We start from the raw sequence: 12,918 nt of genomic DNA on the forward strand, positions 1-12,918 counted from the left end.
GAGCTGATGCAGCTGATGCTGACGCCTTGGCTTCCCGAAACATTGCCGATCGAGATCTTGCCGTCGGCCGACAGTGACAGTTCGCCGGCATTGGCGGCCATGTCGCCGGCCATGTTGACGCCGGCACCCTTCTCGGTGACGACGATCTTGATGCGGTCGGCCTGCATGGCGCCGAGCGCCGAGCCATCGATGGCATATTCCGGCGTGCCCGAGGTTGCCGTCAGCGCCGTCGCCTCGCCGGTGGCATAATCATATTTGCTGGCGCCACCCGTCAGCCGCAGGGTTTTGCCGTAGACAGGAGCATTAACGTGAATATTGCGGGAGACGACGTCGAACAGGTCGACGGCGCCAGGACCGGAAGAGAAGTTGCCGCCTGCTCCTTCGAAGGTCACATCGCCGCCATTGACGGTGAAGCCGGTCAGGCTGCCGTCGGCACCGATATCGGGCGTACCTGTGGTCAGCGTCGCATGCGGGGTGTTGATGAAACCGCAACCACTGCAAGTGATCCCGTTAGGATTAGCGATCACTACATCGGCTCTGCCACCAAAAACTTCCGTCGGCCCGTTCAGTGCCGAACGGTTGCCGCTCGTTACCTCGTTTAAGAGTAAGCGGATAGGCCATCCCACGTAGCATCGAGACGGGAAATCGCTCATTTTCAGCATGAATCATGCTGGGAAACCTATGAGCGAAGATATGAATCAGGGTCGTACGTTCGAAATTCTGACGGCGGAGCCGGTGCGAAAGCGGCGAAAGCCGAAGTTGTGGTCAGAGGAAGCGAAGAGTCTGATCCTCGAACAAGCGTTGGCACCCGGCGCGAATGTCTCTGCGGTCGCGCGTGCCCATGGAATGGACCCGTCGCAGCTTTTCGGATGGCGGCGAGCAGCCCTTGCGTCGGGCTCGGTTCAGCGTCTGAAGGCAACCGGGGACAATGAGGCCTTTACGCGTTTCGAAGCGGTGCGAACGGACTCCGTAGAGATTTGGGTGGGCGACACAACGCTTCGCGTCAGCGCCTCCATCGATCCGGCGCTGCTGAGCGGCATTGTCAGGGCGGTGCGGCAAGCATGATCGCTTCGGGTGTGGTGGTCTACGTGTCATGCCAACCGGTCGACTTCCGCAAGGGCGCTGCGTCGTTGATGGCCTTGGTGCGGGATGGCGGCCTTGATCCATTCAGTGGCGCTCTCTTTGTATTCCGCTCGAAACGCGCAGACCGGATCCGCATTGTCTGGTGGGACGGTACAGGTATCTGCCTTTACGCAAAAATTCTTGAGGAAAATGGTTTTTACTGGCCAGCGAAATCAGCCACGCGCATCCGTCTCGACCATGCGCAGTTGATGGCACTTCTGGCTGGTATGGACTGGAAAAGGATCAGGCCTGCCCAAGTGCGCAGACCGCTTTCGACAGGCTGAACAGGCCTGCGGCAAGATGAATCATGTCGCTGTAAGTGTTGGGAAATCGGCTGATTTTATGCTTTAGTGCATCTCATGATTTTACCTGGTTCCGACCTTCCTGACGACGTCGAAGCGCTGAAAGCAATGATCATCGCGATGAGCGCAGAGAAGGCTGCGACTGAGGCCGAAATCGCCCGAATGAAGGCTGTCCAACAGAAAGCCGACGAGCGGATCACCACTTTAACGGCGATCTTGAAGGTCTTGCAGCGTGCCCAAAATGGTACGCGCTCCGAGCGTCTGCGGCTGGCGATCAATGACGACCAGATAGACTTCGCTTTCGAGGAGATCGAGGCTGGCCTTGCCGCGATTGATCGTGAACTCGGCCAGGTCGGCAAAGAACGGCCAAAGAGGGCAGCGCGGCCTCGCAAAGGTTTTGCTGCCCATCTGGAGCGCATCGAGGAAGTCATCGAGCCGGAGATCCCCGACGAATGCCAGGGCTTGGAGAAAGTTCTGATCGGCGAAGATCGATCCGAGCGGCTCGATGTCATACCGCCGAAGTTCAGAGTCATCGTCACACGCCGCCCGAAATACGCATTCCGGGAGCGTGACGGCGTGCTGCAGGCTTTGGCACCAGCGCATATCATCGAAGGCGGCCTGCCGAGCGAACGGTTGTTGGCCTATATCGCGGTCTCGAAATACGCCGACGGTCTTCCGCTTTACCGCCAGGAGGCGATCTATCTGCGCGACAGCGTGGTTCTCAGCCGCTCTTTGATGGCCCAGTGGATGGGGCATCTGGGCTTCGAGTTGCGAATCTTGGCGGATTACATACTGGAGCGCATCAAAGCCAGCGAGAGGATATTCGCGGACGAGACGACCTTGCCGACGCTGGTTCCAGGCTACGGCAAGACGATGAAGGCGTGGCTGTGGGCATACGCTTGCGACGACCGACCGTTTGGCGGGTCTGGTCCGCCGATGGTTGCTTATCGCTTCGAAGACAGCAGAGGTGGCAAGTGTGTCGCGCGCCATCTCGCCGGGTTCAGTGGCATCCTGCAAGTTGACGGTTACTCGGCCTATACCAGCATGCTTAAAGAGCGCGCCAAGTCCGGAAGTAATGAAACGATCAAGCTGGCCGGCTGCTGGGCACATCTACGTCGTAAGTTTTACGAGCTGCACGTCGGTGGCATCAATGACGCTGCGACAGCGTCGATCACAGCCATGACGGAACTTTGGAAGGTTGAGGACGAGATCCGCGGCAGTGATGCCGAGACACGCGCAACGCGTCGTCAGGAGACGTCCGCTGCCATCGTCGCCGATCTCTTCCAATCGTGGGAAAAGGAGCTTTCCAAAGTCTCCGGAAAGTCCAAGACTGCCGAGGCGATCCGCTACGCTCTGACACGCCGGGAGGCGCTCGAGCGCTTCTTGACCGATGGCCGCATCGAAATCGACTCCAACATCGTCGAACGCGCGATCCGGCCCCAGACAATTACAAGAAAAAATAGCCTCTTCGCTGGGAGCGAGGGCGGTGGAGAGACATGGGCGACGATCGCCACACTTCTGCAGACGGCAAAAATGAACAACGTCGATCCGCTCGCCTGGCTATCTCAAACGTTGACACGCATCGCAAATCGCTGGCCAGCCTCAGATATCGAGCAGCTAATGCCGTGGAACTTCAGCGACGACGCTACCGGCTAACCGCTTACGTTTAAGATGACGGAGGCAGGGTTGGAATTATTGAGGTTCGGATTGCCCGGCGTCACGCCGCCGAGGTTCGAGGTGCCGACCTCGCCCTTGTAGTTGTTGAGTATCAGCCCCGGCGTACCGACGTTGAAGTCCGAAAATTTGTTGTGTGACAGGCCGGCCGCGTTCGGGGTGACGATATCGATCAGYGGCACGCCGTTGGGAGCCGCACCRAYRCCCGGCTGGTTGGCSGCAGGGGCGGTGGTGCTTGCCGAGACCGACTGGGCATTGGCGATGGCCGGCTGCAGCAACAGAAGGGCGCTAAGGATGACGGCAAGCGATTGCTGTCCGAGGCGCACGAGCCAATGAATGGCGCTGCCTGATTGCTGCCTTGGATGTTTGCCCACGATACGTTCGCCCTTCTGAGGTCGGGCTACGTCCGCGGCTCTCGCCCAAACATCTAGCCTACATCTCACCTCGCCCAGGCCGCGTCATGCGGCACATAYTGWYGATTTTTCTTGATCGACTTATCGGCGCGCGTCAATCTCTGCACGGATATGGAGAGCAAACTTAGGGTAAGTTCGCGCAAATTTGGTAAAGACCGTGTGAATTTTACACCAAAACCTATAGGAAATGCGGATAAAAACACGCATCACGGATAGTTTATCGCAGGYGCTTCAGGCCTTGCGGCGCGGCGATGGCGGACGCGCCACGACGCGGTGCTCGAGCACGAAWCCGGGGCCTTGGTCGTGCAGCACGCCGGACAGACGGCATAAACGTCCGCAGGCGTCGCAACGGCACAGGCGGACGCCGCTATCCGAAGCAAAGCCGCGATAATGCATCTGATCGGCCACCCCGCAATGCGGGCACACGATATCAGGCCGGATCTCCATGCCCAGCCGAACCTTTGCGTCCCAGTGGCCGGACGGATCAAGTTGCAATATCCATTGCCGCGTGCGCTTGATCCAGCGCGTGACCGATACCGGCTTGACACCAAGGATCGCGGCTGCGTCCGTGACTGGTCGTTGTTGCGACAACAGCCGGATGAACTGCGGCAAGTTGTGGAACTTCAGCCTCGACAGGGGGGTGCCGGTGGTGCGGCGGAAATGCACGTCGCAGGCAACACACCGAAACACCGGCAGGACCGGTTTCGGATGGGCTGCGCGCGTGGCAAGCACCGTCTCGCCGCCTCCGCAATGCGGACAGCGTGGCGGTGCTTCCGACAGCGACAGTATCTCATCGAACTGCCCCTGCAGCCAGGCGGTCAACGCCTTGTCTTCCGTATCGGGAATTGGCCGATAGTGCCCCGTCCGCGGCATCATCGGGTCGAATATACGTTTGGGGGGAGCCGTTGTTGTCATGTCAATCTCATTGCCGGTGCAACAGGAGGGCCTTTAGGGCGGCTGCGCATCTGAACATTGGAGCGAAAATTTGCCTGCTGAAACAGCGGGATGTTTTAGGTGCAGCGCGCGAAAGTCACAAGCCTTCTGAAAAATGCTTTCTGGCTATTTTTAAGCGTTGCCGCCGGCATTGTTCCGGCTTCCGAACAGGAGGAGGGACTGCGTAATATACCGCGTCATCGCCGACAGTCTTCCGCAGTCGGCCCCCGTTGCGGTCATATACGGCTAACCAATTCCAAAAGACCGTCGGGGAAAATGATCTCGGTGGCTTGTTGAAGCTCTTCGGTAGACCACCAGTGATGATCGGCCATAGCCGCGTGGAAAATGCCCTAAGGCTCTTTCGGAGCGCCCGGCGGGATCTGCTCCTCGCCTCGCGGTCAGAGAGATAGCGAGCCGACCCGCGCGCGGACCCCATACCTGGATTGACACTTATAACCTTTGCGCCGTCAGCACGCCGCGCGCCATTCGTCCAGGGAACTTCGGATGGGTTTGCCAAGCCGTGGTTATTGACAGAGTATCGCCGTCAACACTGAAGAATCGAACTTGTTCAGTGCCGACCCAAGCCGGATGCCACGCTGCGTCTACTTTTATGACGAGCCTGCCCTCGTCCTCGACATGGCACGAGCCAGAGTAGGCCATCATCGTTTCGAAGAGCGCTGCGGCGTCTTTGTCGGTGCGCCCTCTGGATGTGAGGATCGACATCATCCGGTCATTGGTGATTACCATTTGGCCGAGAGGGTCGACGCCGAAAATGTCCACGCACTCGCCAGTATCTTCCAATTCGACATGAAAAGACGTGATCTTCCACCATCCCAGCAATGCGCCGCGCACCGATGCCGAAGCCGACATGACGTATCTCCTCTGTCGCACCGGACATGATCCGATATCCGTTGGGTCGATGTTGCACAGCGGGGCGTCAGCTCGCAAGATAATGAAGCCCCTTCGCTCGTCTCAAAAACCCGAGAATCTCCGGCTAAAAACGCTTCGTCAAAATTCTTAATTTTCGATCAGGCTCTTAGGCAAATTTGGACGTCTGGAAGATACGATCTCTATGCGACCGCCCCTAGAGTTGGCACTTAGGATCAATCATATCCTCCGCGGACCCGCGGGATTTGTTGGTTCCGATTATTCTCGCCAGAATATAGAAGCCATGCTGCCCGTCCGGTAATGTGGCGCCAAAGACGCCTACTACCACGTTTTTCATATTTGAGCGGGCTCCATCAACACCGTCTGCGACAACCTTCAACGGGTTCAAATTTGAGAAATCATCGGCCGTATGGAACGTTGCCCACCAACGGGCATTGGTCCTCAAGTTTGTAAACCGGACGCTTCCAATCTCTGCCGCATGGGTCTTCAGCAGAGCGCGAAAGCGAGGCGTCTCGCATCCCATGTGGATATGAAGCCGATCTTGTGTGCGCCAACTGGCGGCGTTTATCGCTAACGCAAAATCCTGTGGTGAAACCTTCCATCCGAGCAGGCCGATTGCGGCTGATCGCTCTCTCCACGCTGCGTCAAAATAGTTAGGCGCTCCCGCCGTCAGAACGCGAGGGTCTTCGATGCCGGCCACATCGGCTAGCGGCGCAAGAATGGTTCTCTCTTTGTCGGTCGGTTCGCGAAGAACGGCGTAGGAGGACAGCGGATCCTGCGCCTGAACTACTTTGAGGCACGGATATGGCGATCCTGTTAGGATAGAGTTCATCTCGCAAGCTTTAACGACCAGCCCCAAAGCAGAGCGGCTGACGAATGAGCTCATGATTACGACTGCAACAGCGAGAGAAATAGCGAGAATGCCAGGACGATGCTTCATGCGTGATTTCGATTTTTTACTGACGAGCCAATCATTTCCGAAGATTTGGCTCTCATGATATCTTCCCTGAATCCGTTTCGATAGACGCGGCAGAACCATCGACCTCAAGAATTCGACGGAGATTTCCATTGCGACTGTCGGAACATTGATATTTCCAGGATCGTTGTCTGGCAACGCAGGAAATATGGAGTTCGTAGCACCGCGGATGACCGCTCATGGCGCAATCCGGCCAACATCAGCGCCCCGGCAAAGGGTAAGGCGCTTGAATTGTGTCGCTCGGACATCCGTGCTATTCGCATTTCGCCTGTCTTGGGATGCTTCCGCCCTGATGTTCGACGGTCGAAGGATGAGTGGACCTTGCGCGCCACTTCGGAAACAAGGCGCCCAAGGCTGGAGAGATGAGGCGAACCGTTAGAAGCATCCGCCTCATACCATTCATCTTATTGAAGGGCGGCGTCCTTTATTTCTCACCCTCATTTCCTGATCGGGCGGGGACTGTTCAGACAAACCGAGCCAGCTCATTCGAACGCTGGCGGCAAGGGATATCGAGCATTCCGTTTCTCGTAATCGGCAAGGGGCGCGCGGCGTAATACGCCCTCGTATTCCTGAAGCGTCCAGTCACCAAGATCGGGTGAGATCCTGCTCATTGTTCCGACTGTTAGACTTGCACGCGGATCGGACGGAGCTAACGGAATGACGAACCATGGGCTACTCGATGGATTGGCGGGGGTGGCAAACTCCGCGCCATTCGTTGGAGTGCTACTTGCCGCCGCACTAACGGGGGCCAGCATGGAAACAGTGACTACAGCTAGATTAGCAATCTTTGTATCATGTCCCACGCGATTATCTTGCCAAATTAGCGACACGCCATCGCTACCTGAAAAAAATCGCCTATGCACACCACCATGCCTTGCGGGAGTCGCTCCAGCGCGCGTGTAAAGCGGACGCGGAAGTGTTCCACGGTCATCCGGTCGTCGGGGAACGAGACGTCCGCGGCGGGTTTGGAGCGGTTGTGCTCGTGCCGTGGTTTGGCGTTGTCGCTCATGTCGAGGATACACAAAAAGCATTCAATCGAACTGCTCGCCATGCCCGATCTGTTCCAGCACGGCGTCGCTTGCCACAGGATCGTCTGCCGGATCCGGATCGGCCTTATTCGCCTCCTCTAGCGAACGCGCGGCCTCGATCAGAGCAACGACAATTTCCCGCGTTGCCCAGCCGGCCTCGTTCGCCGTTGCAATGACTTCGTCCAACACGTCGCGAGCGGCAGCCTTCGCTTCCTCGAAACGATCCGCAGTGTCTTCACTTATGGGCGCAGGGAACCGAGTGCCGACCGGCTCTATCCACGGCTCCGTCAGGGTCCGCAATTCGTCCCGATCGATGAACTCGTCAGTTGCTCCGGCCTTGGGATCGGGATGAGAAACGGTGACGTCCATTTCCTCGGGAAGAGATAGCGCCTGCTTTGCATTCATGATGCCGACGGGAACCTGTTCTCCGCCGTCGTTGGTCACAGTCACTTCCACGATCTTTTTTTCTTCGGTCATGGATGGTCTCCTTCGATTGGCAAACGCCGGCGACGTCCTTCTGTTCCCGGACGTGGTGCCTTCGAAGGCGCCTGGGTTTCGCGACTGAACATTCGTAATCGGGCTCCAGAGTTTTTGCGCGTAGCTCGTTCGGCTGCTACTCGCCGGAACGGGCGCCTGGCACAAACCCAAGAACGAATTCTGTCACCTTCTCGGACGACATCTCGCACGGCTTCAACACCGACCGCCCTTCGGAGAGGACGTAGAGGTTGAACGAGACGAGGTCCGTGCCGCCGAGTTCCTCGGCGTACAGCCAGACACGCCGACCGTCGTCGGAACGCTGGATGGTCGATCCCCACTGCCGTTCTTGGAAGTCCCCCTCGACGTACCCGTCTGGAAGCCCAGCAAGTGCCTGCTCGAATCCCGGCGTGACGGAAGCGCTGGTACCGTTCACGGCGCGAGGCACTCTTCGCAAATGCCGCAGCCATCCTCGTCCAACGACGCTCGGACACATCCGCAGCAGAGGCAAGCGACGCCTCCTGCGTCTTCCCGCTCAGGCGGAAGGATTTCCATCGTCTCCATCGTGAGGTCGTACTTCAGGTCAGCGGCGTCTTCCATGTCGAGACTCCAGTCGAATTCGGACTCAAGATGGTGATGTCGGCCATCCAGACAAGACGGACGCCTTGACGGTTCGAAAGCGAACGACATCTCTTACGAATGAGCCGCATCCATTCCCCACCGGCGGATCGAAATCCCGACCGGTTCCTGAGATGCCAGGGCGCCATGGAGGATGCGATCGCAGTGACTGGTTGGCGCCGCCAATTGCAGTCGCTCTTGTCGAGGTAATAGTTTGATAAAGTATGCAACCCATGCTTCACAACGCAGGAGTTTCTGGCGATTTTCGGAAGTGCGCTTTTTGACGAACTAGCGACCCCATCCTGCACCCTCAACACTGAAATTTCAGCTCAAGCCCTCATCAGGACCATCAAGAAGTGACCGCCTCTCCGCCCTTTCTCGGCTTTCCCGATCGCCTCGCCGATGGCTGTATGCCCCACGTTGTGATCTTCGGAGCCGGTCACGGCACCACCTATCCCGGCAAGGACAGCAGCGGCCACACTCTGGCCGCCGACGCCATCCGCGCTGCGAGCCAAAACGACGCCGCGCTCGTCGAGCATTGGGATTTCGATCTCGGCGGCCCACTATTCGACGCCAAGCCGGTCTGTTGCATCGACGTCGGCAACATCCCGACCATTATGAATGACAATGCCGGCAACCGGGCCCGGATCGAGACGAGGACCCGCGAGGCCCTAACGTTGCAAGCCGTACCGATCCTGCTCGGCGGCGATTGTTCCGTGACCATTCCCTTCCTCACAGGCTTTTCGGACGACGGGCCAGTTTGGATCCTGCAGATTGACGCCCACATCGACTGGCGCGAGGAGGTGCAAGGCGAACGCTACGGTTATTCGAGCCCGATGCGTCGAGCGAGCGAGATGCCACATGTCGCCGGCATCGTGCAAGTCGGCCTACGCGGTGTCGGTAGCGCGCGCATCACCGACATCGAAGCAGCGCGACGCTATGGCAGCCACTTTGTAACCGCTCAAGCGATTCACGCCCGTGGCGTCGAATCCGCTCTCCAGCATATTCCGGAAGACGCGCGGGTCGTCGTCACCCTCGACTGCGACAGCATTGATCCGAGTATTATGCCGGGCGTGGCGGCGCGTACCCCCGGTGGCCTCACCTACACGCAGGTGATCAATCTGATTGCAGGCCTGGGCAGACGCGCCAGGATCGCAGGATTCGACCTTGTCGAGCTCTATCCTCCCGCCGACATTGGCGGCCTGTCGGCCCAGGCCGCCGCGCGCCTTCTCGTCAACGTGATCGGCGCCATCGTCCGGCAGGTTTGAATCCGCGCCCAGTTCACCCCTCTCGGGCGCGACCTTCCAGACCAGCGCTTCGCGACCGAAGTTGTCGTCCCAACCTATCGTTATGCCATCTCCACTCAGCGGCTCTGCATCGACAGGGTTGTACCAGTTGTGCCAGGCGGCGCGGCCTATCCAGCCCGAACGTCGCGCCAAATTGATTAAGCGATACGACGACGGAATTTAGATTGCTTTCACCTGCCCCTTCGTAGGGCGCGAATGCGTTGAGCGGTGACAATGTCGCCCATGGAAATCGCCCGATTGATTTTATGTGTGAAACATCGTCAGCCCTTTGGAACCGCGACGCCAAACGCTAGGTTCGGCGCTGCGATGGGAAGTATGACGGGGGTAAGGCGTGAATTACAATTGGAGCGGTGCGCGAGCGCGCCGTATCAGATTGGTGAAGGCTGGCATCTCACTGCTGATTGTCCTGGCCGCGATCAGCTATCCGGCGATGATCCTATTTCGCGCCATCTAGCCGGTTCGGCTCGGCTCGACGGAAATTGCTGATTTTTGTGGTAGCCCTTAGGGCTATTGAAGTCCGAAAAATCCGGAATTATCTTTTTCTTTTGTCGTTCCACTTGGAGGATGAAACGATGAGAGACCAGAGGATAAAGCCAACCGACGAACCCCTGACATCCCGAGATCTTGGCGTCTGCCAATCGGTCCACAACACCGTATGCGACGAGCAGAAATGTGCCCCCGGCTCGGAGGAAGCCAACAGGATTGCCGCCATAACCATCCATCTCTATCGCCAAGGCGTCAGAGACGAACAAAAGCTACTTGAGCTGGTACGGGCCGCACGCGGTATCCAATTTGGCCGCGAGGATGCCAAGCGGGAGCGAAAACCGCTGGCCTAAAGGCCGTCACGCCCGCGCTATAGGCGAACAGGGACGCGATTGATCTGTGAGCGGGGCGGCCAGGTGTCGCTGTGAGGGGACACGGGGTGACACCTGGCCTTCTCGAGATGTCTGCGCAGGGAGGGGCAGACTTAGGCGAACGCTCGTCTGGCGGAAATGTTCCGCGCTGCAGCACGGGCGGGGAATTCAGCGATCGTCGGCTTGGAAGGGTTATACGAAGGCCTCAATCTGCCACACTGCCAAGATGGCATGAAAGCAGTCATGCTCGCCGGTCGCCGCCATAGAAACTTCGTTGGGGAACTAGCACCGCGGCGGGCTAGACACCTCGCGGTCAGTGGAGAGTGGCGGCGGTCTTCCGGTTCGAAAATTGATGCACGAGCATGATGCCCTGCTCAAGCAGGAGTTCGGCTGCCGCCAGATCACGTGGCCCGAGCCAGACGTTCATGCCGCGGATGGTGTTTGCCACGCACATGGAATTTGAGACGAAGCGTGCGTCGCCCTCGTCCTCCGCCTCCTCGGCCGTCGCTTCCAGCGCGTCGGCTACCGTGTCGAGCAGGCTCGTCCGCTCGGCTAGCGTCATTTCATACAAGGTCTTCGATATGCCATGCATGATCGTCTCCTCGCGCAGACCAACAGATCGCGGCGTTGATAATTCGATGAAGTCAACTGGCTGTGAATGGCAGATGGTGATTGGTCACCCACGGAGCAAGTCATAGCTGCTAGGCATCAAGTGCATTAGTCTCGGGCGATCGGCCGATCGCCCTGAAGGTCGTTCGCCGAAGTCCTTTTCAAAGCAGAACCGCCCGACGCGGTTATCGTCGCCCGAAGTGAACGGCTTGAATAAAACACATTCAGAGCTTACTTAATGCTCATCGGCGTTGCTGGTGAGTGCTCCGCGGGAGCGTTCGCGACTGCCGAAGTCGTTCGACTACTTTTGACCACGGATGTACTGGCACTGGTGTGAAGAGCGATGTTGGAAAGGTCGGTGCGGTTTCGCCCCGGCCTTTTTTATTGGCTAGCTGTCACGGCAACGCCCCCGGCCACTCGTTCGACGGTTCTTCGGCCTCGGCGCCTAGGCGACCCGGGGTCGGGATCGCGGTCGTAGGCAGTCTTAAGATCTCCGATCTCTTCTACGATCGCGTCGTAGACGTCGGCCTGCGTCGCAACTTTGACGACCAAAGAGTCTACGAAGTCCTCGAGCTGCAGACGCAAGCCATTTTTCCAGTTTTCGCTCACCTGCGACCCTCCGACTGCAGACGAACGCCGTTGCACAGCAGTCCCCACGTGGGACAGTGCGACGACGACCGGCTGACCGGTACAGCACCCTGATCAGGCTCCGGATCGGGGAGAGGCTCTTCCCCTGGAATGCGGTCTGGATCGGATGGTGGATTATCGAGCGGGGGCACGATGGGAACGGACATATGAGTTTCTCCTCGATTACCGCAACGCAGGAGGTGTTCGCATGTTCCGCCGGCCCGTGAGATAGCACAGATCGATCCGTAGGTATCTCATTTCGGACAGCTTGGACGTTGATTGAGGGCTGAACAGACAAGCTCGCGCTGCCGGTATCGCGGCTGCTGTCGATCCCACGTGCGCTGCCCATCTGCCCTCGTTGGACGCCGACCCGGAGCCAATGCTGGGTATAGTGGTCGCGAAACGATCCCCCATCATTCCACCGGAACGGCTTGATGCCTCCGTCACAGAGGCGCTCGCAAGGATTGGAAAGACGAAGGGACGCCTTTGTTACAGTCGCGCGCGAGGAGAGCTTCACAAAAGGAGCCGCAGTCAAACCGGGCGTCTCCCATTCGGCGCTCAGCCAGGCGAACCGCAGCCTTGAAGAGCGCCTCGGCATGAGGCTCCTGACAAGGACGACGAGGCGGGTGTCTCCGACGGAGGCAGGCAAGAGGCTGCTGGACACCGCAGGTCCGCGGTTCGAGGAGATCCAGGCCGAGCTGGCCGCGTTGAGCGAGATGCGCGATCGCCCGACGGGCACGGTTCGGACCACCGCGGGAGAACACTCCGCAATCTCGGTTCTCGCTCCCGCACTCGAACGGTTTCTGCCGGACAATCCCGACGTGACAGTTGAGATCATCGTCGACTACAGGCTGGCCGACATCGTGGCGGAACGCTTCGATGCCGGCGTCCGTCTCGGCGAGCAGGTCGCAAAGGACATGATCGCGGCTCCGATAGGCCCGGACGTGCGCATGGCAGTGGTGGGCTCGCCCGCCTACTTCCCACCAGAACCGTTTGCCTGCGACACCGCAGGACCTCCCCGCTCGCAAGATCAACCCGCAGCAAGCTCCTTCGCTTTCCGGGCATATCGATCAGCTTGCTCGTCCTCGCCCAT

General features: G+C 58.7%; 15 protein-coding genes and 3 pseudogenes. 7 read left to right on the plus strand and 11 right to left on the minus strand.

Features of this window, described 5'->3' with window-relative positions; genetic code table 11:
- Positions 1–617 (minus strand): annotated as a pseudogene (locus AB4Z52_RS29985) (filamentous hemagglutinin N-terminal domain-containing protein); the annotation flags it as partial.
- A gap of 64 nt (positions 618–681) precedes the next feature.
- On the opposite strand from AB4Z52_RS29985, the gene AB4Z52_RS29990 reads away from it, so the two are divergent.
- The 3 genes from AB4Z52_RS29990 (at position 682) to tnpC (ending at position 3,080) form a co-directional block, all read left to right on the plus strand.
- Positions 682–1,065 carry a transposase gene (locus AB4Z52_RS29990; RefSeq protein ID WP_442221527.1) on the plus strand — a complete coding sequence of 128 codons (384 nt, stop codon included), beginning with the start codon at positions 682–684 and terminating at the stop codon, positions 1,063–1,065.
- Positions 1,062–1,406, plus strand: a complete 345-nt coding sequence (tnpB, locus tag AB4Z52_RS29995; RefSeq protein ID WP_442221528.1) for an IS66 family insertion sequence element accessory protein TnpB — start codon at positions 1,062–1,064, stop codon at positions 1,404–1,406. The genes AB4Z52_RS29990 and tnpB overlap by 4 nt, the downstream gene beginning before the upstream one ends.
- 75 nt (positions 1,407–1,481) lie before the next feature.
- Positions 1,482–3,080, plus strand: a complete 1,599-nt coding sequence (tnpC, locus tag AB4Z52_RS30000) for an IS66 family transposase (RefSeq protein WP_442221529.1) — start codon at positions 1,482–1,484, stop codon at positions 3,078–3,080.
- 8 nt (positions 3,081–3,088) lie between these two features.
- Here tnpC and AB4Z52_RS30005 read toward each other — a convergent pair.
- From AB4Z52_RS30005 to AB4Z52_RS30040, 8 genes and pseudogenes are all read right to left on the minus strand, one after another.
- Positions 3,089–3,436, minus strand: a pseudogene (locus AB4Z52_RS30005) (two-partner secretion domain-containing protein); the annotation flags it as partial.
- Positions 3,437–3,742: 306 nt separating this feature from the next.
- Positions 3,743–4,426: a DUF746 domain-containing protein gene (locus AB4Z52_RS30010; RefSeq protein WP_442221530.1), complete on the minus strand. Its 684-nt coding sequence runs from the start codon at positions 4,424–4,426 to the stop codon at positions 3,743–3,745.
- A gap of 468 nt (positions 4,427–4,894) precedes the next feature.
- Positions 4,895–5,314, minus strand: a complete 420-nt coding sequence (locus AB4Z52_RS30015) for a lipocalin-like domain-containing protein (RefSeq protein ID WP_442221531.1) — start codon at positions 5,312–5,314, stop codon at positions 4,895–4,897.
- A 214-nt stretch (positions 5,315–5,528) separates the two neighbouring features.
- Positions 5,529–6,401 (minus strand): CDP-diacylglycerol diphosphatase, encoded by an 873-nt coding sequence (locus tag AB4Z52_RS30020; RefSeq protein ID WP_442221532.1) that lies wholly within the window; start codon positions 6,399–6,401, stop codon positions 5,529–5,531.
- Positions 6,402–7,128: 727 nt separating this feature from the next.
- On the minus strand, positions 7,129–7,359 hold the full coding sequence (locus AB4Z52_RS30025; protein ID WP_442221580.1) for a hypothetical protein: 231 nt from the start codon (positions 7,357–7,359) through the stop codon (positions 7,129–7,131).
- A complete protein-coding gene (locus tag AB4Z52_RS30030) occupies positions 7,340–7,612 on the minus strand; it encodes a hypothetical protein (protein ID WP_442221577.1) in 273 nt (90 codons plus the stop codon). The genes AB4Z52_RS30025 and AB4Z52_RS30030 overlap by 20 nt, the downstream gene beginning before the upstream one ends.
- A gap of 337 nt (positions 7,613–7,949) precedes the next feature.
- Positions 7,950–8,246: a hypothetical protein gene (locus AB4Z52_RS30035; RefSeq protein ID WP_442221533.1), complete on the minus strand. Its 297-nt coding sequence runs from the start codon at positions 8,244–8,246 to the stop codon at positions 7,950–7,952.
- Positions 8,243–8,410 carry a hypothetical protein gene (locus AB4Z52_RS30040; RefSeq protein WP_442221534.1) on the minus strand — a complete coding sequence of 56 codons (168 nt, stop codon included), beginning with the start codon at positions 8,408–8,410 and terminating at the stop codon, positions 8,243–8,245. The genes AB4Z52_RS30035 and AB4Z52_RS30040 overlap by 4 nt, the downstream gene beginning before the upstream one ends.
- Positions 8,411–8,784: 374 nt before the next feature.
- On the opposite strand from AB4Z52_RS30040, the gene AB4Z52_RS30045 reads away from it, so the two are divergent.
- The 3 genes from AB4Z52_RS30045 to AB4Z52_RS30055 all read left to right on the plus strand — a co-directional run bounded on the left by AB4Z52_RS30045 (position 8,785) and on the right by AB4Z52_RS30055 (position 10,571).
- Complete coding sequence (locus tag AB4Z52_RS30045; protein ID WP_442221535.1) at positions 8,785–9,696, plus strand: agmatinase; 912 nt, start codon at positions 8,785–8,787, stop codon at positions 9,694–9,696.
- A gap of 370 nt (positions 9,697–10,066) precedes the next feature.
- Positions 10,067–10,189 (plus strand): hypothetical protein, encoded by a 123-nt coding sequence (locus AB4Z52_RS30050; RefSeq protein ID WP_442221536.1) that lies wholly within the window; start codon positions 10,067–10,069, stop codon positions 10,187–10,189.
- A 118-nt stretch (positions 10,190–10,307) separates the two neighbouring features.
- A complete protein-coding gene (locus AB4Z52_RS30055; RefSeq protein WP_442221537.1) occupies positions 10,308–10,571 on the plus strand; it encodes a hypothetical protein in 264 nt (87 codons plus the stop codon).
- 331 nt (positions 10,572–10,902) lie between these two features.
- On the opposite strand, the gene AB4Z52_RS30060 is transcribed toward AB4Z52_RS30055, so the two are convergent.
- Together AB4Z52_RS30060 and AB4Z52_RS30065 are read right to left on the minus strand one after the other, a co-directional pair.
- Positions 10,903–11,181: a hypothetical protein gene (locus AB4Z52_RS30060; RefSeq protein WP_442221538.1), complete on the minus strand. Its 279-nt coding sequence runs from the start codon at positions 11,179–11,181 to the stop codon at positions 10,903–10,905.
- A gap of 622 nt (positions 11,182–11,803) precedes the next feature.
- Positions 11,804–11,992: a hypothetical protein gene (locus AB4Z52_RS30065; protein ID WP_442221539.1), complete on the minus strand. Its 189-nt coding sequence runs from the start codon at positions 11,990–11,992 to the stop codon at positions 11,804–11,806.
- A gap of 267 nt (positions 11,993–12,259) precedes the next feature.
- On the opposite strand from AB4Z52_RS30065, the pseudogene AB4Z52_RS30070 reads away from it, so the two are divergent.
- Positions 12,260–12,878: pseudogene (locus AB4Z52_RS30070) on the plus strand (LysR family transcriptional regulator); the annotation flags it as partial.
- Positions 12,879–12,918: the final 40 nt, after the last annotated feature.

The organism is Rhizobium sp. 2YAF20 (assembly GCF_052114685.1).
In the GTDB taxonomy this organism is placed as follows: domain Bacteria; phylum Pseudomonadota; class Alphaproteobacteria; order Rhizobiales; family Rhizobiaceae; genus Rhizobium.

Bases quoted from the DNA above. Each gene is read 5' to 3' on its own strand.
- AB4Z52_RS29990 (WP_442221527.1), top strand. From the start codon at position 682: ATGAGCGAAGATATGAATCAGGGTCGTACGTTCGAAATTCTGACGGCG.
- tnpB (WP_442221528.1), top strand. From the start codon at position 1,062: ATGATCGCTTCGGGTGTGGTGGTCTACGTGTCATGCCAACCGGTCGAC.
- tnpC (WP_442221529.1), top strand. From the start codon at position 1,482: ATGATTTTACCTGGTTCCGACCTTCCTGACGACGTCGAAGCGCTGAAA.
- AB4Z52_RS30015 (WP_442221531.1), bottom strand. From the start codon at position 5,314: ATGTCGGCTTCGGCATCGGTGCGCGGCGCATTGCTGGGATGGTGGAAG.
- AB4Z52_RS30020 (WP_442221532.1), bottom strand. From the start codon at position 6,401: ATGGAAATCTCCGTCGAATTCTTGAGGTCGATGGTTCTGCCGCGTCTA.
- AB4Z52_RS30025 (WP_442221580.1), bottom strand. From the start codon at position 7,359: ATGGCGAGCAGTTCGATTGAATGCTTTTTGTGTATCCTCGACATGAGC.
- AB4Z52_RS30040 (WP_442221534.1), bottom strand. From the start codon at position 8,410: ATGGAAGACGCCGCTGACCTGAAGTACGACCTCACGATGGAGACGATG.
- AB4Z52_RS30055 (WP_442221537.1), top strand. From the start codon at position 10,308: ATGAGAGACCAGAGGATAAAGCCAACCGACGAACCCCTGACATCCCGA.
- AB4Z52_RS30060 (WP_442221538.1), bottom strand. From the start codon at position 11,181: ATGCATGGCATATCGAAGACCTTGTATGAAATGACGCTAGCCGAGCGG.
- AB4Z52_RS30065 (WP_442221539.1), bottom strand. From the start codon at position 11,992: ATGTCCGTTCCCATCGTGCCCCCGCTCGATAATCCACCATCCGATCCA.